Source organism: Leclercia sp. LSNIH3 (assembly GCF_002935105.1).
GTDB lineage: Bacteria > Pseudomonadota > Gammaproteobacteria > Enterobacterales > Enterobacteriaceae > Enterobacter > Enterobacter adecarboxylatus.
The window spans coordinates 582,796-606,477 of sequence record NZ_CP026387.1 but is presented as its reverse complement, the minus strand read 5'-3'; the positions used below and the strand labels follow the sequence as shown (position 1 = coordinate 606,477).

Sequence of the window (23,682 nt, the reverse complement as noted above, 5' to 3'; positions counted from 1 at the left end):
CTTTCTATTAGGATTCTGGCGGCGATGACATCTCGCGGTATTTCACCAGAACATCGTTTTTCACTTCGTTTTTGTTTTGCAGATCCCACAGACCGCGATCGATACCGTCGTTAATCAGGAAGATGACCCCGGTTTCGATAGCCGACATCAGGCAGAGCATCACCGGTTCGTTAGAGGTATAGCCGATTTCGCCTTCCAGCAGTCGTTGGTAGTCGATAAAGCGGAACACCCCGGCCTGAACCTCGTACGAGAGAATGGTTTTGCTGGTGGTGACCGAGGATAAAATTTCCCCGGTACTCACGTTAACCACACGCAGGTTCACTGCAATCTGGTCAAGCTGGTACTGAGTATCACCGCCGATGCCGAAGTAGCGCGCCCCCACACCCCCCGATTTCACATTACTTTCGTAACCGATAATCGAGCCTTCAACCATGACGTTTGCCGCCGTGAGTGAGTGCAACGGAATACGGTTGTTCATCGCCACGGTGCCGTTATCCTGCGCTGCACGAATAATTTTGCGTTCGTTGAGCAGGTTTTGCAGCCCCTGACGTTCCAGAGGAATAAACCAGCGAGAATCTTTTAACGCCGTGACCAGCATCGCGGTGGCGCTTTGCGGGACTGCGGTGGAGAAGTTACTTGCCGGATAAGGTTTAAATTGACCCGTTTCATCCTGAATATTGTATACCGACACGTAGATCTTACCCGTTGGTAACGGTAACTGGGTCAGATCGCGATAGCTCTGGGCGCGAGGCATTAATGTCGGTTTTGCTGCCTGTTTGGGGGGAGCAGTTAAACAACCGCTCAATAAGCACACTGCAACAAGTATGAGAAAGCGCTGCATGATTATTGTCCTTATCTCAACTATGTCTAAAAGTCGGTGGAATTGCTTTGCAAGCCAGCGACCTGAATGGTGGAGGTTCTCCCCGTTTTCCGGTCTGTGACATTTAATTGCATTTGTCCGTCCGCATTGGCGATATCGACAATAAAGTCGCTGGTCACCATACGGCCCGGTTTACCGGTGTTGATGTTGGTCAATAATCCGCCCAGAACCTGGGCCTGGATCGCCTGGGTAAAGTTATCCAGTGCGCTTGGGGTCTCAATACCGAAGTCATCATCGGCGCTTGGGTCCTTATAGGAGTTTTGCGCCTGGGCCGAGTTTAAAAGAAAAGAGCCGTTATTAGGGTTTCCCCCAAAGTTAGGGTTACGGAACTGGAACGTCATATTTCCGGCCCAGCTCAATGATGGAATGAGCAGTAGAGCAATAACTGCATAGACAACACGCATGAATGCCTCCGAATTAAAACTCGTCTTGCGCTAAATCGCCGGTACTGAGCAGAGCTTTATCAATCTGCAGACGATTTATTGCTTCTTCGGTTTGAGCCAGAGCGAAGATTACGTTCTGATCCAGATCTCTTTTCGTTGGGAATAAAAAGGTCTGGAAAATAACGTCCTGATTCACCGTTATGGTGATCCAGCTACCCCATCGCGCACTGGGCCGTTCATTGATCGTTAAGTTCCCAGGATAGTCACTTTCCCATTTGTCGCTGAAGCCACGATAAAAAGCATGACCAACAGCCGAGACAGTGTGATCGGTTAACAATCCTGGGATCTCTACTTCAACCGCATGCAGATTCCCGGCAGCAAGCCAAAAGCTTGCTGCGGCAATCCAACTCGTTGTGCGTTTCATACTGTTAACGCCTGAGGTTATCATTTGCCCATGAAACCGCCTGCGTCCGGTTTTTAACAGCTATCTTCTTGAAAAGATTATAAAGATGGGTCTTTACCGTATTTTCGCTGATAAATAACGAACGGGCGATTTCAATATTTGAAGCTCCGATGCGTAATTTATTCAGAATTTCTTTTTCGCGATGGGTCAGCAAAGCAGACTCTGAACTGTTATAGCGATAATTTCCGGAATGCGTTATGAGGTAGCTGGCAAGTTTTTGCGAGAAGTAGCATTCCCCACGCAGAACGCCCTGCAGGCCGTCAACCACGCGCGCCTCGTCCTCGTTGACATAAAAGACGCCGTTGATATGCGGCCAGCTTTCAATATCTCTGAATGGATACTCTTCAGGCGTATTCAACAATAACACACGGATATTGTTGTTTTTTCTGCTTAAAATATCTTGCCAGTATTGGATAAGTTTTTTATCCGCTTCCATCATATCGAAAAGAATAATACTGCCAGGTGTAATGTCATCAAAAGAGCGTTGAATACTATGCAATTTTCCGCTCAATGTAAGGCTCTGCTTTAAATGCTGTAGTAAGGCTGTCGCCTGCAAAGAAGGTTTGGTCACTAACAATAATGTCTGACCATGAAAACTTTGGACTTCATTAAACATGATGAAACCCCTTTTTTGAAACACCTGGCAGCTGCCCCCAATAATATTATTGGGGGCACCAGAAGTACTGACAGATGTGGCACTGCTGTGTGTAGAAGAAAGACCATATCCCTCGAAGTAAGGGAAAATAAAAAAACAATTGCGAACTTCTGTTTTCAATCTAGCTATTACGGTTTTTAAAGCAAGTGTTAAACGTGTAACAAGATGTAAAAATCAATATTAACTTGTAAAAAATGAGTTCATGAATTGCTTAGAGTTCATCATAAAGTTGTACACAAAGTTATTGATGCACACATTTAAAAAATCATACAAATTATATTATCTTAATGATTTTACTATAATTTATAGTTTTGATGTTATTAGCGGGAAGGTATGAGCGTGGTCAAAACGCTAAGCCTCTTTTTACAATGTGTAAACGTCTTAAGAAATCACGCACTTTGTCACGCTATCATGGATATATCGTGATGGCGCACCTGCAAGGCAGGCGAAACGGCAAATCAGGATTTTCTCTTCTATCCATTTCCAAAACCCGGCTTTCGCCATTAAATGTCGCCTGTTAAATGGCTGTATCGCCACGCTGTTTAATTTTTTTTAATACTTTGGGGTGACGGGGAAAATAAAAATACAACTGGCGGGTGAGATATTAAAATTGTTTCGGCAGACATACTCTTCATCGTAACGCCGGGTTAACAAAATATTTAGCCTTGTTAACACAAGTTATTTTACCACCAGGTCCAGGGTGATAACATGAAGAACAGTTTGTTATTAATGTTTACATTACTGGGTGCACCTGGATTTGTTTTCGCTAGCTCTGATTTGGCAGCTTCAGAATACAATTTTGCGGTGAATGAATTGAGTAAATCATCTTATAACCAGGCCGCTATTATTGGACAGCAGGGCGTAAACAATAACGCAACTGTTCTCCAGCAGGGCTCAAAATTGTTATCTGTCGTTTCCCAGGAAGGCGGAAATAATCGGGCGAACATTGAACAATCAGGCAGTTATAACCTTGCCTACATTGATCAAAAAGGGAACTCGAACAGTGCGAGTATTAATCAAGGTGCATATGGTAATACCGCAATGATTATTCAGAAAGGTTCTGGTAACAGAGCGAATATTACGCAGTACGGTACGCAAAAAACGGCAGTTGTAGTACAGAGACAGTCACAAATGGCAATTCGCGTTATCCAACGCTAGTTATTTGATGACGAATTAATCAATCCGATGGGGGCTTTACAATGAAACTTTTAAAAGTGGCAGTAATTGCAGCAATCGTGGTTTCTGGCAGTGCTATGGCTGGCTCCGTTCCACAATGGGGCAATAATCATGGCGGCGGCAACAACGGTGGTAATAACATCAGCCCAGAAACACTGACTGTTTATCAGTACGGTGGTCGTAACAACGTAGACGCTTTGCAAAGCGACGCTCGTGGGTCTAAAATCACCGTTAGCCAGAGCGGTTTCGGTAACGATGCTGACCTGTCACAGGGCGCTGATAGCAGCGAAATCGATCTGAACCAGAGAGGCCAGGGTAACTCGGCAACTATCAGCCAGTGGAGTGGTCGTGACCTCACCGCTAACGTTCGTCAGTCTGGTGGTCGTAACGACGTCCAGCTGAATCAAACTATGAACGGCGCGACTGCTAACATCACTCAGGTTGGCTTCGGCAACACCGTGACTGCTGGCCAGTACTAAGCTGACGTCCGTACGACGATAAAACAGGGCTGAGGCCCTGTTTTTTTTTGGGAGAAGATCATGAATACACTTTTATTGCTTGCTGCACTTAGCAGTCAGATCACCTTTCAGACGGCTACCGAGGGCGACATGTTGACCATTATTCCCCAGGTCACGGTGACGGAGCCCTGTTTATGTCAGGTACAAATTCTCACTTCGCGCAACGGACCCGGTGGTCAAAGCACTTCGCGGCAGCAAAATACCGTCTCGTTACCCGCTAATAAAACGGTCAATCTTTCCCGAATGACCCTTAACTCTGGACCCAACGATAAGATAAATGTCATTGTCACGGTGTCGGACGGTAAATCTCTGCACCTGTCGCAACAGTGGCCGCCGTCGAAAGCATAAGGGATGAAATATTCTTTATATTTATGGATTGATGTTACTGAAATTGACTCGCGTCTGATGTTACTGGCATCGCCGATGCCAGTCGACGGCCCGTTTTAAGGCCTGTTGTTTCATCATGGATGATGTTCAGTGAAGCTCCTCCCGATGGTCTTGCCAGGTATCCTGTCTATTTAAATCCTCTCCCTGCCGCTTCGCTAACCACGGCAATGTTATCCCTTTTACCGATAAGGGGCGCGACGAGCCTTGCATCATTCCGCCTCCATCGCAGACGATTTCCGTAACCTGCCCACAGAAAAGTAAAATGCGCACCCGTCAACGGCGCGGCGGTCTTCGGGGATCGCGTGGCCATCACCATGACATACCCCCCAGTCCTGAAAAATCGCGGGCTATCGTTCGGGTGGATTACCACCATGGCGGGGCGGTTTTCTGTTTACAGGCCTTACATGGCCCATCCTCTGCGATACACTTAAGAGAAAAACGTCAGCAGAGGTTGAATATGAACTCGCGTATTGAAGTTTTTCTGGGTGATATCGCCACCCTGCATGTTGATGTGATCGTCAATGCCGCTAATCCCTCATTAATGGGGGGCGGCGGCGTGGATGGCGCCATCCACCGGGCAGCGGGGCCAGCCCTGCTTGAGGCCTGCAAGGTGGTGCGTCAGCAGCAGGGCGAGTGCGCGCCGGGCCAGGCGGTCATTACACTGGCGGGCGATTTGCCGGCCAAAGCGGTGATCCATACCGTCGGTCCCGTCTGGCATGGGGGCGATCATCATGAAGCCCGCATTCTGGAAGAGGCTTACCGCAACAGCCTGAACCTGGCGGCAGCCAACGGTTATCATTCCCTGGCATTCCCGGCGATAAGCACCGGCGTGTACGGTTATCCCCGCGCCGCCGCCGCGGAAATCGCCGTTAATACGGTTTCGGATTATCTCACCCGCAAGCCTCTGCCGGAGCGGGTATACTTTGTCTGCTATGATGAAGAAAATGCCCGGCTATACAAGCGACTGCTTACCCAACGAGGACAGGAAACCGACGCATAACACGCGACTAGGACGCGCTATTGCACCGGTCAGTTCTGCACATCCTGGCCTTTGTGGACTTCTCCCTCTTGATAACAGTCTGGACGCCTTCGCCTGCCGCTACCGGCTGGCGGAGATGGCGGAAAAAACCCTGGATGTGCAGTACTACATCTGGGAAGACGACATGTCAGGAAGGCTGCTGTTTTCCGTGCTGCTCTCCGCCGCCATGCGCGGCGTGCGTGTACGCCTGCTCTTAGACGACAACAACACGCAGGGGCTGGACGCCATCCTGCGCTTGTTGGACGCGCATCCCAATTTTTCTGTACGCCTGTTTAATCCCTTCTCGTTTCGCACTCTGCGCGCCCTGGGTTATCTCACCGATTTTGCCCGCCTTAATCGGCGGATGCATAACAAGAGTTTTACCGTGGATGGGGAAGTAACTATTGTTGGCGGCAGAAACATCGGGGATGCCTATTTTGGGGCGGGTGAGGAGCCGCTGTTCTCCGATCTGGATGTGATGGCAACAGGCCCGGTGGTGCAGGATGTAGCGGATGACTTTGAACGCTACTGGAACTGTGCGTCGGTCTCCACGCTCCAGCAGGTGCTGGAACTGTCGGAAACCGAGATCGAAGATAAAATTCAGCCGCCTGAAGAGTGGTATCGGGACGATATCACCCGCCGCTATCTGGATAAACTCCAGTCCAGCGAGTTTATCACCCGCCTGGAAGCCGGTAATTTGCCGTTGATCTGGGCTAAAACCCGGTTGCTTAGCGACGATCCGCGTAAAGGGCAGGGCCGGGCAAAGCGCCATTCGCTGTTGCCCCAGCGCCTGCTGGACGTGATGGGTTCGCCGGTTGAGCAAATTGCAATTATTTCAGCCTATTTTGTCCCGACCCGGGCGGGGGTGGCGCTCCTGCTGCAGATGGTGCGCAAAGGGGTAAAAGTCGCCATCATGACCAATTCGCTGGCGGCCAACGATGTCGCCGTGGTGCATGCTGGCTATGCCCGCTGGCGCAAGAAGCTGTTACGCCACGGCATTGAGCTGTATGAACTTAAGCCGACCCAGGATGGCGTGCCGGTCATTCACGATCGCGGCATCACCGGTAACTCCGGCTCCAGCCTGCATGCCAAGACGTTCAGTATCGACGGCGAGAAGGTTTTTATTGGTTCGCTCAATTTTGATCCCCGTTCAACCATGCTCAACACAGAAATGGGTTTCGTTATAGAAAGCGAGGTGCTGGCGCGACTGATCCATACCCGTTTTGTACGCAGTCAGCGTCACGAGGCCTGGCAGTTAAAGCTGGACAAGCTGGGGCGTCTGAACTGGATTGAGCGCAAGGATGGGGAGGAAATTGTACATAAAAAGGAACCCAAAACCCGCTTCTGGCAGCGGATGCTGGTGCGGCTTGCCTACTGGCTGCCTGTAGAGTGGCTTCTGTAAAGCGGCGCCGGTTACGTAACCGGCGCACAAAGGTTTAGCTGGTGGTCTGCGGAGAATTGGCGGGTTTGCTGGCCGGTTTACCGGAAAATAAAAAGCGCAGCAGCGGAATACGCAGATGAATTTCATATAGCACAATCGCGATCCCGACCACAAACACCAGTCCGGCGATAAAGCCCAGCAGGTTTGAGCTGATATGCGGCGTGATGTAGGCGCCGAAAAACAGCGTCAACGGATGATGCACCAGATAAATGAACAACGACGCATTAACGAAATAGGTGACGCGCGCGGATTTAAAGTTCAGCAGCCGATGCCCCAGCGCAAAGACCACATTCACCATCCACAGTCCCAACACCATAGTAATCACGCTTTCGGTTTCATACATCCATGCATCGCCGCTGCCATAACGCTGATTCAGCAGATAGGCGACAAACGCCAGTGCCGCGCCAAGGGTGCAGCCGCGCGATGGCGTGGTGAACAGGGCTTTCAGTTTGGGATGGACAAACGCCAGGGCGCCAATAACAAAGAAAGGCAGATAGAAGAGGGTCTGCATGACCACAAAATTGAACAGGCCATCGCTGAGGATCGGCGAATAAACGATTAACAGCGTGCGGCGCAGGGCGGCATAGGCAATACCCAGCAGTAAAAACAGGACCGACAGTTTGCCCCAGGTGATGTCCGCGAGAAGTGTCCCTGATTGGGTGCTAAGACGGTGGCGCATGCGGCTGAACACCCACAGGCTAACCGTGGTCATCACCACCAGCACCAGCAGGAACCACAGGTGCGAGACCAGCTCCCAGGCAAGAGTGTTGTATTTTTCGTACAGCGACAGGGTATGCCAGGTGTCCGCTTTGCCTTTGACATATTGCAGCATAATGAATTGCGGCAGCGTCAGCAGGGGAATGGCGGTGAGCATCGGAATACCGACGCGCTCCACGCGCACTTTCCACCACCGCTTTAGCGGGTAGCGCAAGAACAGCATGTAAGAAAAATAACCCGAAATAACAAAAAAGACCTGCATTCGGAATGAGTGAATAAAGTCGTTAAACAGCGTCAGCCACCATGAGGACTCGGCGCTATTGACATGCCAGACGTGGCTCGAATAGATCAAGGAGATGTGAAACGGGATCCCCAGCAGCATGAGCCAGGCCCGAATAGAATCAAGGAAATATTCGCGTTGTGCGGGTACGGTACTCATAGTGCGTTATGCATTCTCAGACTTATCGCCTTATCCCTAAGACCAATAGTGGTTACATTCGGGGCCAACCCTACACGAAGTCCGACAGACTGTCTCCAGGATAAGCACGCAAAGTGAATACGGGTTACTTTCACTTGCTTACTCCATGAGCCAGCACGCTGAACAAAGCGGTGATTATGTTGTCGGAATGCCTGATTTTCCATTAAAATGGATCGGATCGATATAAGCACACAAAGGGGGAAGTGCTTACTTATTATGAAACATAAACCACAAATGATGAAAATGCGTTGGTTAGGGGCAGCCGTCTTGTTGTCTCTGTATACCTCATCGGCCCTGGCCTTTACCATCGACGACGTCGCAAAACAGGCAAAATCGATGGCAGGTAAGGGGTACGAAGCGCCAAAAAGTAACTTGCCCTCCGTTTTCCGCGATATGAAATATGCGGACTATCAGCAGATCCAGTTTAATCACGATAAAGCGTACTGGAATAAGATCAAAACCCCGTTCAAGCTTGAGTTTTATCATCAGGGGATGTACTTCGACACGCCTGTCACCATTAATGAAGTGACATCCAACGCGGTACGCAAAATCAAATACAGCCCGGACTATTTTAATTTCGGCAATGTGCAACACGATAAAGACACCGTAAAAGACCTGGGCTTTGCAGGCTTTAAAGTGCTTTACCCCATCAACAGTAAAGATAAGAACGACGAAATTGTCAGCATGCTGGGGGCAAGCTATTTCCGCGTCATCGGTGGTGGCCAGGTATATGGCCTCTCTGCACGCGGTCTGGCGATCGATACTGCGCTGCCTTCCGGGGAAGAGTTCCCTCGTTTCCGCGAGTTCTGGATTGAGCGTCCAAAACCGACCGACAAACGCCTGACCATTTATGCGCTGCTGGACTCCCCTCGTGCGACCGGTGCCTATCGCTTTACCATCATTCCGGGCCGCGACACCGTGGTTGATGTGCAGTCAAAAGTCTATCTGCGCGATAAAGTGGGCAAACTGGGCGTGGCACCGCTGACCAGTATGTTCCTGTTCGGGCCTAACCAGCCTTCACCAGCCACCAATTTCCGCCCGGAACTGCATGATTCTAACGGTCTGTCGATCCTGGCCGGGAACGGCGAGTGGATCTGGCGTCCGCTGAACAATCCGAAACACCTGGCGGTAAGCAGCTTCAGCATGGAAAACCCACAAGGGTTCGGCCTGCTGCAGCGTGGTCGTCAGTTCTCCCGCTTTGAAGATCTGGACGATCGTTACGATCTGCGTCCAAGCGCGTGGATCACCCCGAAAGGCGAGTGGGGCAAAGGTAAAGTGGAGCTGGTGGAGATCCCAACCAACGACGAAACCAACGACAACATCGTCGCTTACTGGACGCCGGATCAGCTGCCGGAAGCCGGTAAAGAGATGAACTTTAACTACTCCATCACCATGAGCCGCGACGAAGACAAGCTGCATGCGCCAGAAAGCGCGTATGTGCTGCAGACCCGCCGTTCCACCGGCGATGTGAAACAGTCGAATCTGATCCGTCAGCCGGATGGCACTATCGCTTTCGTGGTGGACTTCACCGGTCAGGAGATGAGTAAACTGGCGCCGGAGACCCCGGTCACCGCGCAGGCGAGCATCGGTGATAACGGTGAAATCGTTGAAAACAGCGTGCGTTATAACCCGGTCACCAAAGGCTGGCGTTTAACCCTGCGTGTGAAACTGAAAGACGCGAAACAACCGACTGAGATGCGCGCCGCCCTGGTGAACGCTGACCAGCCGCTGAGTGAAACCTGGAGCTATCAGCTACCTGCCAATGAATAAGATAACTGAGTATATCGATGCCATGCCGCTGACCGATATCGAGAAGGCGGCACTGCCGAAGGGTGACATCAGCGAGGTGCATACCGCGTTGGATGCCGATCATCACGCGTTTACCCGTGAAGATGATACCCCGCTTGGCTCGGTTAAAAGCCGCCTTGAGCAGGCCTGGCCCGACTCACTGGCCGAAGGCCAGCTGATTCGCGATGACGAAGGGCGTACCCAGCTTGAGGCCATGCCGAAAGCCACGCGCTCCTCTATGTTCCCGGATCCCTGGCGTACCAACCCGGTAGGCCGTTTCTGGGATCGCCTGCGTGGCCGTGACGTGACCCCGCGCTATCTTTCCCGCCTGACCAAAGAGCAACAGGCCAGTGAGGAAAAATGGCGTACTGTCGGCAGCATTCGCCGCTACATCCTGCTGCTGCTGACCATCGCGCAGACCGTCGTCGCCACCTGGTATATGAAAACCATTCTGCCTTACCAGGGCTGGGCGCTGATCAATCCGGCCGATATGTTCGGCCAGGATCTGCTGGTTTCGTTTATGCAGATCCTGCCGTATGTGCTGCAAAGCGGCATCCTGCTGCTGTTTGCCATCCTTTTCTGTTGGGTATCGGCCGGTTTCTGGACCGCGCTGATGGGCTTTTTACAGCTGCTGATAGGTCGGGACAAATACAGCATCTCTGCGTCAACGGTGGGGGATGAACCTCTCAATCCTGAGCACCGTACTGCGCTGATCATGCCTATCTGTAACGAAGACGTGGATCGTGTTTTCGCTGGCCTGCGCGCCACTTGGGAGTCGGTAAAGGCCACCGGGAACGCCGCACACTTCGATGTTTACATTCTGAGTGACAGCTACAACCCCGACATTTGCATGGCGGAACAGAAAGCCTGGATGGAGCTGATCGCCGAAGTGCAGGGCGAAGGACAGATCTTCTACCGTCGTCGCCGTCGCCGTGTGAAGCGTAAAAGCGGCAATATCGATGACTTCTGCCGTCGCTGGGGCAATCAGTACAGCTATATGGTGGTGCTGGATGCCGACTCGGTGATGACCGGTGACTGCCTGACTGGCCTTGTACGTCTGATGGAAGCCAACCCGAATGCCGGGATCATCCAGTCTTCGCCAAAAGCATCGGGCATGGACACGCTGTATGCGCGCTGCCAGCAGTTTGCAACCCGCGTATATGGGCCGCTGTTTACTGCCGGTCTGCATTTCTGGCAGTTGGGCGAGTCCCACTACTGGGGGCACAACGCTATCATCCGCGTGAAGCCGTTCATCGAGCACTGTGCGCTGGCACCGCTGCCGGGTGAAGGCTCGTTCGCTGGCTCGATTCTGTCGCATGACTTCGTGGAAGCGGCGCTGATGCGTCGTGCCGGTTGGGGGGTGTGGATTGCCTACGACCTGCCGGGATCTTATGAAGAGCTGCCGCCGAACCTGCTGGATGAACTGAAGCGTGACCGCCGCTGGTGTCACGGCAACCTGATGAACTTCCGCCTGTTCCTCGTCAAAGGGATGCACCCGGTACACCGTGCCGTGTTCCTGACCGGCGTGATGTCCTATCTCTCCGCGCCGCTGTGGTTCATGTTCCTGGCCCTGTCGACCGCGTTGCAGGTCGTCCACGCCCTGACCGAGCCGCAGTACTTCCTGCAACCGCGTCAGCTGTTCCCGGTGTGGCCGCAGTGGCGTCCTGAACTGGCGATTGCGCTCTTTGCGTCGACAATGGTGCTGCTGTTCCTGCCGAAGCTGCTGAGTATCGTGCTGATCTGGTGTAAAGGCTCGAAAGAGTATGGCGGCTTCTTCCGCGTAACGCTCTCCCTGCTGCTGGAAGTGCTGTTCTCAGTGCTGCTTGCACCGGTACGTATGCTGTTCCACACCGTTTTCGTGGTCAGTGCGTTCCTCGGTTGGGAAGTGGTCTGGAACTCGCCGCAGCGTGATGATGACTCCACCCCATGGGGTGAAGCCTTTATGCGTCACGGCTCGCAAATGCTGCTCGGCCTTGTGTGGGCTGTCGGGATGGCGTGGCTGGATCTGCGCTTCTTGTTCTGGCTGGCACCGATTGTGTTCTCGCTGATCCTGTCGCCGTTTGTGTCGGTGTTCTCCAGCCGTTCAACGATCGGGCTGCGCACCAAACGCTGGAAGCTGTTCCTGATCCCGGAAGAGTATTCTCCGCCGCAGGTGCTGGTGGATACCGACAAGTATCTGGAACTCAACCGCAGCCGTTCGTTGGACGATGGGTTTATGCACGCGGTGTTTAACCCGTCCTTCAACGCCCTGGCCACCGCCATGGCGACTGCCCGTCACCGTGCCAGCCGCGTGCTGGAGATCGCCCGCGATCGTCACGTTGAACAGGCGCTGAACGAGACGCCAGAGAAGCTGAACCGCGATCGTCGTCTGGTGCTGCTGAGCGACCCGGTCACCATGTCGCGCCTGCATTATCGTGTCTGGTCTGCCCCGGAGAAATACTCTTCATGGGTGAACTATTACCAGACCTTGAAGATGAATCCGAAGGCGTTAAAAGCGAAGTAATACGCAGAGTGGCGCTATGCCTGACTGGCCTGTGAATCTGCAGGCCCGTGCAGGCGACGCGTAGCGGGGCAAATAAATACCGGCTCTCGAGCCGGTATTTTTATCTTTTGAGGTACTGGATGCGATTTTTCATCGTCATTACGATGGCGCTATTACTGAGCGGCTGCGGAAGTATTATCAGCCGGACCATCCCTGGACAGGGACACGGCAATCAATACTACCCGGGCGTGCAGTGGGACGTTCGCGACTCCGCATGGCGTTACCTGACGGTGCTGGATCTGCCATTCTCGCTGGTTTTCGACACCCTGCTACTGCCCATCGACGCTCATCATGGGCCTTATGAGTAATTAACGCTCATCCCACTCATCCGCTGCAGTTTGGCCCTCTTCGGTATCCAGCGGCGGCTCGAGCTGAAACTCACCCTCATCCCATTCGTGCAGGGTGTTCTCTTCAAGCCACTCCTGACGCAATTCAATCTCGTCATAATCGCCATCAAACACTGCCTGGGCCGCTTCACCGGTCAGCACCGGCAGGCATTCGCCATCTTCACCGTCATCGGCAAAGAATTCGGCCTGCCACATAATGTCCCCATCCTGCATGACATATTTCTGAATATTGAGCTGCTCAATATTCGCGTCATCTTCCTCAATGCCGGGATTATCAGCGAGGAACTCCTCGCGCGCGGCATCAATCGCTTCCTCTAGAGTGGCAAACATAGTCATCGGCGTCTCCCTGTGATTTGACATGGTGTTCAGGGAAAGAATAGCTGATTCTCCATGATTGCAAGTATGAAAGCCGTAAAAGCATTCACGGAGTTGTCTTAATCAGGCGCAGATACCTTATCCGGCGTAGCAACAGCCCGTGGCTGCCGGACGGCGCGCGACAAACTGATCCAGGAGTAAAAAGCGTTAAACATCACCACGCAGGCGGTGACAATAAACACTGCGCGAAAGCCGTAGCTGGCTGCAATACCGGCCCCGAGAAGCGGGCCGGTGACGTTGCCGATATCACGAAACGACTGGTTATAGCTGAAGATACGCCCGGCAATCTGGTTGGTGGAGTTATAGACCAGCAAGGTCTGTACGGCGGGCAGCAGGGCACCGTCGGCTGCCCCGAGTAAAAAGCGCAGCACGCCCAGTTGCCACGGCGATTGCACGAAAGACATCGGAATAAGTAGCAGAACGGAGATCACCAGCGCGACAATCAGGATCCTTTCCGGGCCGATGCGATCCCCCAGTTTCCCCAGCCGCGGGGCGCTGATCAGGGCGGCCACGCCAGGGACAGAGGCGATTAAGCCGCTGATAAAGGCGATGTTGCTGACGTGGCCCGCAAGGTCACGGACGTACAAGGTCAGGATCGGCGCAATGGACCCGGTTGCCACCTGAATGATCAGGGTGGTGACAAACAGACTGAGCACCAGACGGGGATTTTTCAGCGAGGCAAACACCTGACGGGCGTGCAGCATCTCTTTTTTGGGTACGGGGGTGAAATTTTCCCGGATGCAAAAAAAGGTCAGCAGGAAGCAGGCAAACAGGACGACCGCCGTGATGAAAAATACCGGGCGCAGGCCGTAGCTGTCTGCCAGTAATCCTCCGGCCAGCGGGCCAAGCAGGGCGCCGCTTACAGCGCCGGTGGAGAGTGTTCCTAACGCCCAACCGCTTTTGTTGCGGGGAATTTGCGTGGCGATAAGCGCATTGGCATTGGGCACAAATCCGCCCAGTAGCCCCAGCACGGCGCGTAAGATCAGAAATTGCCAGATGTTTTGCGCCATCCCCATCAGCAACATAATAATTGCCATGCCCAGCGCCGAACGCAGGAGCATGATTTTACGCCCTTTGCGATCCGCCAGCCCACCCCAGAATGGCGACGCGATGGCGGAGAAGAGGAAGGTAATGCTGAACACCAGCCCGGACCACATGTTAAGGGCGCTGTGGCCGCTGACGCCCAGCTGTTCGACATACAGCGGCAGGAAAGGCATCACCAGGCTAAAGGCGGCTCCCGTAAGAAAGCAGCCCAGCCAGGCTACGATAAGGTTGCGCTTCCAGTTTATTGGCGTTTCTGAAGGAGACATAGCTACCCGCGTTATGATGCGCAGCGGCATCATTATTTGAAGGAATTAATAAGCCTGCTAATTATGCGCCTGGGTGATGGTTGCTGCAATGTGGGAAAGCATCATACGTCAAAGGGGAGATGCGGCCGGTCAGGCCGCAGGAGAAGACATTAATAGCGGGAAGGCACCCCTTCAGGGCGGGTTTTAAACCGGCGGTGCAGCCACATATACTGTTCAGGTGCCAGCAGGATGCACTTCTCAACCACCTCATTCATCCACGCTGCGGTGGTTCTCGCATCGTCCAGAGGCGGAGAACACTCAGGTTCCAGCATCATCAGCTCATAGCCTTTACCGTTGGCCTTCCGGCGCGGTACGAAGGGGACAATGGCTGCCTGTGACAGGCGGGCCAGTGTCCAGGTGCCGGTGGTGGTGGCCGCTTCATCAACGGCAAAAAACGGTACAAAGACGCTGGCGCCAGGGCCGTAGTCATGGTCCGGCGCATACCAGATCACCTCGCCGGATTTCAGCGCCCGGATCATCCCCTTAAGGTCTTTACGGTCGATCATGCTCTTGTTGGAGCGCATCCGACCCCAGGTTTGCAGCCAGTCGATCACCGGATTATCGTTCGGGCGATAGACACCGATGCCGGGAGCCTGCATGCCGAACATCCGCGCGCCGATCTCAAGGGTCAGAAAATGGACGCCAATCAGCAGTACGCCCGTTTTTTGCGCCTGAAGCTGATGTACAGGCTCCATTCCGGTGCCGGTCACTTCGGTCCAGCGCGCCATGCGTTTGTCTGACCAGAACCACGCCATGCCTGTCTCCATCAGCCCCATGCCGACGGATTCAAAATTCTTCACGACCATCTCGTGACGCTCTTGCTCGCTCATGTGCGGGAAACAGAGTTCCAGATTGCGTCGGGCAATGTAGGCGCGGCGTGACATAAAGCGCATCGCCAGGCGACCCATGCCGCAGCCAAGACGGTAGATCACGGGATAGGGCAGATGCACCAGTAACCATAATAAACCGATGCCAGCCCAGGTCAGCCAGTAACGAGGATGTAATAGCGCAATGGAAAATTTAGGTAATTGAGTCATGTCATTCCTGTTTTTGATACGTCCTGTCGGCAGATTGTCGCATTATTCGTTTCATATCCAAAACGCATAGCAGCGAAATGTTCATTGAAGCCGCAATTGTTATGCTCTGCGCATTTTGAGGTGAGAAATGTAGCGCAAAATGAGGGGATGTAAATTCTCATTGTTTGCTATATGATGCCGCCCGATTTTCATTCTCACTACGATTGCAGGAACCGTACACCATGCCAGTGTTACACAACCTCATTTCGAACGAAGAGCTGAAAGCGCGTATGTTGGCTGAAACCGAACCGCGCACGACGATCTCGTTCTATAAATACTTCACTATCGTTAACCCACAGGCGACGCGCGACGCGCTGTACAAGGCGTTAACCGCCCTGAACGTCTTTGGCCGTATTTATCTGGCCCATGAAGGCATTAACGCTCAGATCAGCGTGCCAGAGAGCAAAGTCGACGCCTTGCGGGAATTTCTGTACGCCTTCGATCCGGCGCTGGATGGCCTGCGCCTGAACGTGGCGCTCGATGATGACGGTAAATCCTTCTGGGTGTTGCGCCTGAAAGTGCGTGAACGCATTGTGGCCGACGGCATTGACGATCCGACGTTTAACGCCAGCGATGTGGGCGAATACCTGAAAGCGGCCGATGTGAACGCCATGCTTGACGATCCCGACGCCGTGTTTATCGATATGCGTAACCACTACGAATATGAAGTGGGCCACTTTGAAAACGCGCTCGAAATCCCGGCGGATACTTTCCGTGAGCAACTGCCAAAAGCGGTTGAGATGATGCAGGAGCATAAGGACAAGAAAATTGTCATGTACTGCACCGGGGGGATCCGCTGTGAAAAAGCCAGCGCGTACATGAAACACAAAGGCTTCAACAAGGTCTGGCATATCGAGGGCGGGATCATTGAGTATGCCCGTCGCGCGCGTGAGCAAGGGCTGCCGGTACGCTTTATCGGTAAGAACTTCGTCTTTGATGAGCGGATGGGAGAGCGTATTTCTGACGATGTGATCGCCCATTGTCATCAGTGCGGCACCGCCTGCGATACCCATACCAACTGCAAAAACGACGGTTGTCACCTGCTGTTTATTCAGTGCCCGTCCTGCGCAGAGAAGTTCAACGGCTGTTGCAGCGAGCTGTGTAGCGAGGAGAGCATGTTGCCGGAAGAGGAGCAGCGCCGCCGCCGTGCCGGTCGCGAGAATGGCAATAAGATCTTCAATAAGTCGCGTGGGCGTCTGAACACCCGTCTGGGTATTCCTGACCCGGAATAACGCTAAAACCTTGCCCGGTCGCAGGATGCTGACCGGGCGAGGGCATTACTTCTGCTGAACCCCTTCCACTGAAATAATCAGTTCCACGTCCTGCGACGCCGGGCCAAGATCGGTCGTGATGTTGAAGTCTTTCAGATGGATTTTACCTGTCGCTTCAAAGCCAGCACGTTTACCGCCCCACGGATCATCACCCTGACCAATCAGTTTTGCATCCAGCTTAACCGGCTTGGTCACGCCGTTCAGCGTCAGATTGCCGGTGATATCCAGATCTTCACCCTCTTTTTTCACCTCGGTAGAGGTAAAGGTGGCCTGCGGGTATTTCGCAACGTTAAGGAAATCCGCACTGCGCAGGTGCTTATCGCGCTCGGCGTGGTTGGTATCCAGGCTGTTGGTGTTCAGGGTGACATTCACCTTATCGGCCGCCGGATTTTTCTCATCAAACGTGAAGGACCCGTCGAAATCCTTGAAGGTGCCGTACAGCCAGCTGTAGCCCAGATGCTGGATGCGGAAGTTCACAAAGGCGTGCTGACCTTGTTTATCAATTTTGTAGTCGGCTGCTACCGCGGCACCGGTGGTGAACAGCAGAGAACCTAAGGTTAATCCCAGCAGGCTTTTTTTCATTTTATGCTCCAGAGTCAGGTGACGCTTTGCCCAACATACGTGTCAGGGTGGCGTCTTTGTCGATAAAGTGGTGTTTGATGGCCGCAAGACCATGCAGTGCAGATAACGAGACCACGCCCCAGGCCAGCCACAGATGAACAGTCCCGGCCAGATCGGCCTGCGCTCCGGCATCGGCCAACAGGGCAGGGACGTCAAACAGACCGAAGACGCTGATTGGCTTGCCGTCAGCAGTGGAAATTAAATAGCCGCTGATGAGAATGGCGAACAGCACCGCGTACAGAGCAACATGCGCCGCAGCGGCGGTCAGGCGCGTGGCGCGTGACTGGCTTTTCAGCGCCGGGGGAACCGGGGAGTAGTGGCGCCACAGCAGACGCACCACCAGCGCCAGCATTAACATAAAGCCGATGCTTTTATGCAGCTCCGGTGCCTGGTGATACCAGCCATCGTAATAGCTGAGAGTAACCATCCATAATCCAAGGCCAAACATGCCATATACCGCAATAGCCATCAGCCAATGTAAACTCATGGAAATAACGCCATAGCGTGTGGGGGAATTACGCACCTGCATTGTGAATACCAAAATTAATTAGCGAGCGCTAAAAATGGCGTGGGTGAAACATTAATGCAAATGATATTTACAGATATTCATTATTAGTTTTTTGTTGTTCAGTATTTTCGAATGAATGTTGATATTGATAGTCAATGTGGTTGTTAATGGTTTGTAGGAATGCTGTTCATAGGCGGGTTATGACAAATTTATGATGTTCAAATAATTTATTCTGAAATTATAGTTATCTGAAGAATTGTCAATTTGTGTCAATATATCTCATCAGAAAAATACAATGTACAGAATATCGAGGATCGCCAGTAACGACCACAGCACAATATAGAGCATTAAATGCTCGCGAATATTATTGACCAGATAATTCACAATACGACGCATGAGGATACCGATAATAAAAGGAAGAAAGGCTTCGGCAACCCGAAGCCTGACAGCATTATCGGCTAAAGCGCGACAGGGAGAAAGGCGTGAGATCAAATGGCGGGGCGATCTGCTGAGAGAATTGCGCGGCAATCTCACCCAGCACGCTGGCGAATTTGAACGCGTGACCGCTCAGGCCGGTGATCAGCAGCGTATTGTCGTGACCCGGCAGGGTGTCGATGATGAAATCTTCGTCCGGCGTGTTGTCATAGGTACAGGCTGCGCCATATAACAGGCCCCCAATACCCGGCAATATGTTGCGCAGGAATTTGAACGCTTCGGAGCCATCGCCAGGGTAAGCACCAAACGGCTTGCGCTCTTCCGGGGAGTTAATCACCTGCCCGCCGTTGTGTTTCCCAATCTTCAATGCATCTTTTTCCGACGGGAAGCCGTAGAACTGATCCCCGTCAGGCAGCTCGCCGGTGAACGCCGGGAAGTGATTCTGGTGGCTGTAACGGCCGTCGGACTGGAACCAGGAGAAAACCTTGCGCACAGGCTGGATCGGCAGGTCTGGCACCAGACGCGACACCCAGGTGCCAGCACTCACCAGCAGGCGATTGGCGCGGTATGGGCCTTCGGGCGTTTCGACGGTGACGCCGTCGTCCTGATGCGTAATCGCGTTGACCGGACAGTTAAACAGCTGCGCACAGCCAGCCTCTTTCGCCAGTGCAATCCAGGTTTTTATCGCCAGTTCGCTGCGCAGCACACCGGATTCGGCTTCAAACAGACCGATATAGCCCTCGGGCACCTGAATTTCAGGCCAGCGTTTCATCACCGCCGCCGCGTCAAGCCGCTCAAGGTTAAGATTGAACTGACGGGCGCTTTGCTCAACGTTTGCCAGGAAGGACGACTCAGACGGCCCGAGATTGACGACGCCGGTGCGTTCAAAGACCGGCTCACCGCTGATTTGGGCCAGTTCATCCCATAGCGCCTGCGCACGCAATACCAGCGGCACATAGCGTTCACCTTCTCCGTAAGCATGACGCATCAGGCGGGTGTCGCCGTGGTGGCTGCCTTCGGTATGCGGCGGCATATGGGCATCAATCATTAGTACGTTTTGCCCCGCCCGGGTTGCGTAATAACCTGCCGCTGCACCGACAGATCCGCTGCCAATAATAATTAGATCGTATTTCATCTGGTTCTCTTTACGCGTTTCGTTGCTTAGCAGGGTAATTAAGACCGGACGGTTATACAAGGGCGAAATAAATGAGGCACCGTGAGGTGCCTTTTGGGGTGAGAATGAGACATTACATTAATGTCGCTGGTACTCATTTGCCTCGTAGTCACTGGATTCTATTTTTGCAATACCGGCTTCTAAAATAGAAATAAACTGACGTGCAACATCTGTTGTTAACCATAGCGTCTGCCCAACCTCCGCTTCTTCGGTGTCAGGGTGGTCCGGGGTCTGGTAATGCAAACGCAGCATCAGTGCGTCGTAGCTATCTACAGTGCTGATATCCCAGCCAACAAGTGGATGTGTCTGGATGACTTCATTATTCTTTTCCATCATAACCCCCTGAATACGTGTTAAAAGACAACGACTGTGAGGTTCAATGCGTGTTTTTCTGAAGCAATTTCAGTATATCAATAAATAAGGCTTATGAAGGGAAAAAGAAACAGGGAGCAAGACATTTTTGTGTCTTTTAGGATTGTTTGAACATTAAAACATCATCTTGCAGATGATTTTTGATGGAGTCAGTCAGATTATTCGCAGTTCCGTTATGAAAATGAAAAAAAGCCGGGGCGACCCGGCAAAAAAAACAAAGAGGGAGAAAATTAATCGGTAATAAACCAGTCGTCAGCGCTTTCCCAGGTTTCCTGTAAAATTTCGCTGATGCGTTCTTTATCTTCTTTGGCACCACCGATAACCGAAAGATTGTTAGACCCGGCATAACGCACGGTGACAGCACCTTCGCGTTCGGGAAAGGAGTCATTTATACGGCGGGAAAATTCACCCGCCAGCGCGTCCAGCGCACCAGCAGGCAAAGCAGTTGTTCTGGCAATGGTGACTTCGATACGCATAGTTGCCCCCTGTGTAATATACTGTTTATTTATACAGTCATATTGTGGAACTTACAACAGGGGGGCCAACAATTTTTAACCTTTCACCGTCCAGCGCACGGTTTCACCCGCAAGGAACGGGATCAGCGTGTCATCCGTCAGCGCAATAGACTCCACCACGGGGCTCTCTTCACGCACCAGCTCAACGTAGGTCTCATTGACCGGCAGGCCGTAGAAGCGAGGGCCGTTCAGGGAGCAGAAGGCCTCGAAGTGTTGCAGGGCGTTCATCTCATCAAACACCTGGGCGTAGCTGGCCAGTGCGGTAGGGGCGTTGAAGCAGCCTGCGCAGCCACAGCTGGCCTCTTTGCGGTGACGGGCATGCGGGGCAGAGTCGGTGCCGAGGAAGGCGCGCTCAAAGCCGCTGGCGACCAGTTCACGCAGCGCCTGCTGGTGGATATTACGCTTGAGGATCGGCAGGCAATAGAGGTGTGGGCGCACGCCGCCTACCAGCATGTGGTTGCGGTTGAACATCAGGTGCTGCGGAGTGATGGTAGCGGCCAGCAGTTCGTTACCGTCGCGCACGTACTCGGCCGCATCTTTGGTCGTGATGTGTTCAAACACCACTTTCAGACCCGGCAGGCGCTGGCGCAGCGGTTCCATCACAGACTCGATAAAACGCGCTTCGCGGTCGAAGATGTCGATCTCGGCATGGGTGACTTCGCCATGCACCAGCAGTGGCATTCCCAGTTTTTCCATGCGCTCCAGCACCGGCATAATCGCATCAATGCTGGTCACGCCATGGCTGGAGTTGGTGGTGGCGTTGGCCGGATAGAGCTTGGCGGCGGTAAAGACCCCTTCGTTAAAGCCGCGTTCGATCTCGTTTGGATCGAGCGTGTCGGTCAGATAACAGGTCATCAGCGGGGTAAAATCGTGACCGGCAGGGACGGCAGCAAGAATGCGCTGACGATAGGCAATCGCCGCGTTGACCGTGGTGACGGGCGGTACCAGGTTTGGCATAACAATCGCGCGGCCATAAATTTCACTGGTATACGGCACGACAGTGTTGAGCATATCGCCATCGCGAAGATGGATATGCCAGTCGTCTGGGCGGCGAATTTTCAAAACCTGGGAAGGTGCAGTCATGGATAGGCTCCGGCTGAGTGAGATGATTTTTGCCGGACACAAAGAATAGAGGGAAACGTTTTCGTTTGCACTCTTTTCCGCAAAAAAAGGCGCCGAAGCGCCTCAGAGGTTAATCGACGAAGGGGATAACAATCTCACCCGGTTTCACTTCGATCCCTTTTGCGTACTTTTTCGCCAGCGCTTCGCCCTTGCTGTTGTCTTCACGCAGGATGTAGGCCGGCTGGTGGTTGAAGTAGTTTTGCAGCGACTGATTCAGGTAGGGCATCAGCGTTTGCAGAACCGGTTTCATTTTATCCGGGGACACCACAGCGTCGGTAATCTCCATCTGCTGCAGATAGATTGCGCCCTGGTCTTTATTGAAGACCGGCAGCGCTTTTAATTTCAGTTTGATATTGGCTTTCTGGCTGCCGAACAGCGAGTTCATATCCAGGCTTGCATCCCCGGAGAGCATCACTTTGTTCGGCTCTTCACGGCCAATCTGGCTGGCGAGGTTGGTCAGGACAATATGCGCATCGGCCACACCCGGGACGCCAATATCTTTCGCAAAGTTATTGCGCTTTTGCAGGGCCTGATTGATCTCTTGTTCACTGACGGTGTACTGGGTGAGCTGATTACAACCAACCAGCAGGCCGCTGACGATCAACGCAGTGGCAATAACGAATTTTTTCATGGTTTTCCTCGACATAGTGTCAGCGCTTCAATCCTGACGCGCCAGTATGTCAGGGGAGAGAGTGGCAGACCAGCAGAAAAAACTGATATCTGCGTCTGCCCGTCGATCAGGTGCCGGGTTCCAGAATGCCGGGCACGCGACGTTTATGGCTGAACTGCCAGCCCAGCGCAAAGAAGGTGAGAACCCCGATCAACGCCAGCATGACCCACGGCAACTCAGGCTGGTGGAAGACTTTTCCGGCATCAAATAACCAGCCGCCACCGGCATACCCCAGCGCGCCGCCAATCGCCAGCCCAAGACGGCTAAAGCCCATATAGCTTCCCCGCGAGCGCGGGTCAGCCAGTTCGGCGCTCAGGGTTTCCCGGGCCGGTTCGGCAATGATCGAGCCGATATAGAACAGGCAGATCAGCATAAATAGCTGTTGCAGGGAATCTACCATGCCGATGGGCAGCATGCTCAGGGACATCAGCAGCAGCCCCGCCATCAGACGGTGCTCAAGACGGAACCGTTTTTCACTCCAGCGGGCAATCGGGTAGAGCAGAGAAAGAGAGAGGCAGGCTTCAATGGCGTACATCCATTTCACCGCTGCTGCGGAGCCCGCCACATCGTTGACCATGATTGGCAGCATCAGCATCACCTGCACCCCCAGCATGTAATAGCCTGCCAGGGTCAGCACATAGGTGATAAAGCGTTTATCGCGCCAGACCCGATCCAGCCCTTCGCGCACCGGCGCTTTCACGGTGGAGAGTTTCCATGCCGGTAACAGCCAGGCATTAAAGGCCGCGCAAAGGATAAACAGCACCGCGCCCGTGGCGCACACCAGACGAAAATCATACTGCAGCAGCCAACTGCCCAGCAGTGCGCCCACCACCGCCCCGGCACTGTCCTGCATCATCAGCAGGGAGAAAAAGCGTCCGCGATGCTGAGGGCGGATCAGTTTGACCACCAACGCCGTACGCGGCGGGTCGAACAGCGTGCCGCCCAGCCCGGAAATAATGCAGGAGACCCACAGCACCCATGGCTCATGGGCAATAGCCATGGTGGCAAACCCTGCCGCCCGCAGCAGCATGCCGGTGACGATCATCGGTTTGGCGCCGAAGCGATCGGCAATTGCGCCGCCGAACACCCCCAGCCCCTGCTGAACAAACTGGCGCAGACCCAGCGCAATGCCCACCATCAGCGCCGCCCAGCCCATCTGATCGACAAAGCGAATTGAAATTAGCGGAAAAACGACAAAAAAGCCGAGCACAACCAGCATGTTATCAACGAGCAGGAAGTATTTGCCCAGACGGCGTGCGTGTGAGATACGGGACATTTCCCCTCCAGGGAAATATACCCGTCCATACTTCAAGTTGCCGGTGCGTTGACATGACTCGGCCCATGGCCTCGCCCCTTTGGGGCCAGCGCAAGCGCTGTCACTTACTGGGGTAGGCGCCTGGG

Annotated in this window: 26 protein-coding genes; 9 read left to right on the top strand and 17 right to left on the bottom strand. The window is 53.2% G+C overall.

The features are described 5' to 3' along the window. Positions 1 to 7 precede the first annotated feature (7 nt). Genes csgG through csgD form a run of 4 tightly spaced genes read right to left on the bottom strand, consistent with a single transcriptional unit; the run spans position 8 to position 2,342 of the window. Complete coding sequence (gene csgG, locus C3F35_RS03025) at positions 8 to 841, bottom strand: curli production assembly/transport protein CsgG (RefSeq protein WP_032617498.1); 834 nt, start codon at positions 839 to 841, stop codon at positions 8 to 10. A gap of 26 nt (positions 842 to 867) precedes the next feature. Then, on the bottom strand, positions 868 to 1,284 hold the full coding sequence (gene csgF / locus C3F35_RS03020; RefSeq protein ID WP_059308287.1) for a curli production assembly/transport protein CsgF: 417 nt from the start codon (positions 1,282 to 1,284) through the stop codon (positions 868 to 870). 13 nt (positions 1,285 to 1,297) lie between these two features. Next, the gene (gene csgE, locus C3F35_RS03015) at positions 1,298 to 1,687 is read right to left on the bottom strand and encodes a curli production assembly/transport protein CsgE (RefSeq protein WP_032617500.1); all 390 of its coding nucleotides are present in this window, start codon (positions 1,685 to 1,687) and stop codon (positions 1,298 to 1,300) included. A gap of 4 nt (positions 1,688 to 1,691) precedes the next feature. Beyond that, a complete protein-coding gene (csgD, locus tag C3F35_RS03010; RefSeq protein ID WP_032617501.1) occupies positions 1,692 to 2,342 on the bottom strand; it encodes a biofilm master transcriptional regulator CsgD in 651 nt (216 codons plus the stop codon). A gap of 747 nt (positions 2,343 to 3,089) precedes the next feature. Between csgD and csgB the strand changes: the two genes are divergently transcribed. The 5 genes from csgB (at position 3,090) to C3F35_RS02980 (ending at position 6,882) form a co-directional block, all read left to right on the top strand. Continuing rightward, positions 3,090 to 3,539, top strand: a complete 450-nt coding sequence (csgB, locus tag C3F35_RS03005) for a curli minor subunit CsgB (protein ID WP_032617502.1) — start codon at positions 3,090 to 3,092, stop codon at positions 3,537 to 3,539. Positions 3,540 to 3,580: 41 nt separating this feature from the next. Further along, a complete protein-coding gene (csgA, locus tag C3F35_RS03000; RefSeq protein WP_103792945.1) occupies positions 3,581 to 4,036 on the top strand; it encodes a curli major subunit CsgA in 456 nt (151 codons plus the stop codon). A 60-nt stretch (positions 4,037 to 4,096) separates the two neighbouring features. Beyond that, positions 4,097 to 4,423 (top strand): curli assembly chaperone CsgC, encoded by a 327-nt coding sequence (gene csgC / locus C3F35_RS02995; protein WP_103792944.1) that lies wholly within the window; start codon positions 4,097 to 4,099, stop codon positions 4,421 to 4,423. A 496-nt stretch (positions 4,424 to 4,919) separates the two neighbouring features. After that, positions 4,920 to 5,462, top strand: a complete 543-nt coding sequence (gene ymdB, locus C3F35_RS02985; protein WP_103792942.1) for an O-acetyl-ADP-ribose deacetylase — start codon at positions 4,920 to 4,922, stop codon at positions 5,460 to 5,462. Continuing rightward, positions 5,398 to 6,882 carry a phospholipase D family protein gene (locus tag C3F35_RS02980; protein WP_164530092.1) on the top strand — a complete coding sequence of 495 codons (1,485 nt, stop codon included), beginning with the start codon at positions 5,398 to 5,400 and terminating at the stop codon, positions 6,880 to 6,882. The genes ymdB and C3F35_RS02980 overlap by 65 nt, the downstream gene beginning before the upstream one ends. 34 nt (positions 6,883 to 6,916) lie before the next feature. Here C3F35_RS02980 and mdoC read toward each other — a convergent pair whose 3' ends face one another. Next, entirely contained in the window at positions 6,917 to 8,077 is a 1,161-nt protein-coding gene (mdoC, locus tag C3F35_RS02975) for a glucans biosynthesis protein MdoC (RefSeq protein ID WP_032617507.1), read from the bottom strand. Between the two features lie 273 nt (positions 8,078 to 8,350). On the opposite strand from mdoC, the gene mdoG reads away from it, so the two are divergent. The 3 genes from mdoG to C3F35_RS02955 all read left to right on the top strand — a co-directional run bounded on the left by mdoG (position 8,351) and on the right by C3F35_RS02955 (position 12,754). Continuing rightward, on the top strand, positions 8,351 to 9,886 hold the full coding sequence (mdoG, locus tag C3F35_RS02965; RefSeq protein WP_127472146.1) for a glucans biosynthesis protein MdoG: 1,536 nt from the start codon (positions 8,351 to 8,353) through the stop codon (positions 9,884 to 9,886). Next, a complete protein-coding gene (mdoH, locus tag C3F35_RS02960; protein WP_103792941.1) occupies positions 9,879 to 12,407 on the top strand; it encodes a glucans biosynthesis glucosyltransferase MdoH in 2,529 nt (842 codons plus the stop codon). Before mdoG ends, mdoH begins: the two co-directional genes overlap by 8 nt. 119 nt (positions 12,408 to 12,526) lie before the next feature. Further along, the gene (locus C3F35_RS02955; RefSeq protein WP_032617510.1) at positions 12,527 to 12,754 is read left to right on the top strand and encodes a YceK/YidQ family lipoprotein; all 228 of its coding nucleotides are present in this window, start codon (positions 12,527 to 12,529) and stop codon (positions 12,752 to 12,754) included. Here the strand turns inward: C3F35_RS02955 and C3F35_RS02950 are convergent, their stop codons facing one another. From C3F35_RS02950 to C3F35_RS02940, 3 genes are all read right to left on the bottom strand, one after another. After that, positions 12,755 to 13,129, bottom strand: a complete 375-nt coding sequence (locus C3F35_RS02950; protein WP_032617511.1) for a MysB family protein — start codon at positions 13,127 to 13,129, stop codon at positions 12,755 to 12,757. 98 nt (positions 13,130 to 13,227) lie between these two features. Continuing rightward, on the bottom strand, positions 13,228 to 14,478 hold the full coding sequence (gene mdtG / locus C3F35_RS02945; RefSeq protein WP_032617644.1) for a multidrug efflux MFS transporter MdtG: 1,251 nt from the start codon (positions 14,476 to 14,478) through the stop codon (positions 13,228 to 13,230). A 149-nt stretch (positions 14,479 to 14,627) separates the two neighbouring features. Then, positions 14,628 to 15,554 carry a Kdo(2)-lipid IV(A) acyltransferase gene (locus tag C3F35_RS02940; RefSeq protein ID WP_103792940.1) on the bottom strand — a complete coding sequence of 309 codons (927 nt, stop codon included), beginning with the start codon at positions 15,552 to 15,554 and terminating at the stop codon, positions 14,628 to 14,630. 221 nt (positions 15,555 to 15,775) lie between these two features. Here C3F35_RS02940 and trhO point away from each other — a divergent pair, with 221 nt between their 5' ends. Continuing rightward, positions 15,776 to 16,825, top strand: a complete 1,050-nt coding sequence (gene trhO / locus C3F35_RS02935) for an oxygen-dependent tRNA uridine(34) hydroxylase TrhO (RefSeq protein WP_059308280.1) — start codon at positions 15,776 to 15,778, stop codon at positions 16,823 to 16,825. Positions 16,826 to 16,870: 45 nt separating this feature from the next. Here the strand turns inward: trhO and C3F35_RS02930 are convergent, their stop codons facing one another. The 9 genes from C3F35_RS02930 to mdtH all read right to left on the bottom strand — a co-directional run bounded on the left by C3F35_RS02930 (position 16,871) and on the right by mdtH (position 23,557). After that, a complete protein-coding gene (locus C3F35_RS02930) occupies positions 16,871 to 17,446 on the bottom strand; it encodes a YceI family protein (RefSeq protein WP_032617514.1) in 576 nt (191 codons plus the stop codon). Position 17,447: 1 nt separating this feature from the next. Next, on the bottom strand, positions 17,448 to 18,014 hold the full coding sequence (locus C3F35_RS02925) for a cytochrome b (RefSeq protein WP_059308279.1): 567 nt from the start codon (positions 18,012 to 18,014) through the stop codon (positions 17,448 to 17,450). Positions 18,015 to 18,275: 261 nt separating this feature from the next. Further along, the gene (locus C3F35_RS02920; protein WP_103792939.1) at positions 18,276 to 18,389 is read right to left on the bottom strand and encodes a YceO family protein; all 114 of its coding nucleotides are present in this window, start codon (positions 18,387 to 18,389) and stop codon (positions 18,276 to 18,278) included. Between the two features lie 55 nt (positions 18,390 to 18,444). Next, positions 18,445 to 19,563 carry an N-methyl-L-tryptophan oxidase gene (gene solA, locus C3F35_RS02915; protein WP_103793014.1) on the bottom strand — a complete coding sequence of 373 codons (1,119 nt, stop codon included), beginning with the start codon at positions 19,561 to 19,563 and terminating at the stop codon, positions 18,445 to 18,447. Between the two features lie 117 nt (positions 19,564 to 19,680). After that, positions 19,681 to 19,935 (bottom strand): biofilm formation regulator BssS, encoded by a 255-nt coding sequence (gene bssS / locus C3F35_RS02910; protein WP_032617517.1) that lies wholly within the window; start codon positions 19,933 to 19,935, stop codon positions 19,681 to 19,683. A gap of 269 nt (positions 19,936 to 20,204) precedes the next feature. Continuing rightward, positions 20,205 to 20,450, bottom strand: coding sequence for a DNA damage-inducible protein I (gene dinI, locus C3F35_RS02905; protein ID WP_032617518.1), 246 nt, complete (start codon positions 20,448 to 20,450; stop codon positions 20,205 to 20,207). A gap of 75 nt (positions 20,451 to 20,525) precedes the next feature. Next, on the bottom strand, positions 20,526 to 21,572 hold the full coding sequence (gene pyrC, locus C3F35_RS02900; protein ID WP_103792938.1) for a dihydroorotase: 1,047 nt from the start codon (positions 21,570 to 21,572) through the stop codon (positions 20,526 to 20,528). 109 nt (positions 21,573 to 21,681) lie between these two features. Then, entirely contained in the window at positions 21,682 to 22,242 is a 561-nt protein-coding gene (locus C3F35_RS02895; RefSeq protein WP_032617521.1) for a lipoprotein, read from the bottom strand. Between the two features lie 106 nt (positions 22,243 to 22,348). Continuing rightward, entirely contained in the window at positions 22,349 to 23,557 is a 1,209-nt protein-coding gene (mdtH, locus tag C3F35_RS02890) for a multidrug efflux MFS transporter MdtH (protein ID WP_103792937.1), read from the bottom strand. Between the last annotated feature and the right edge of the window lie 125 nt (positions 23,558 to 23,682).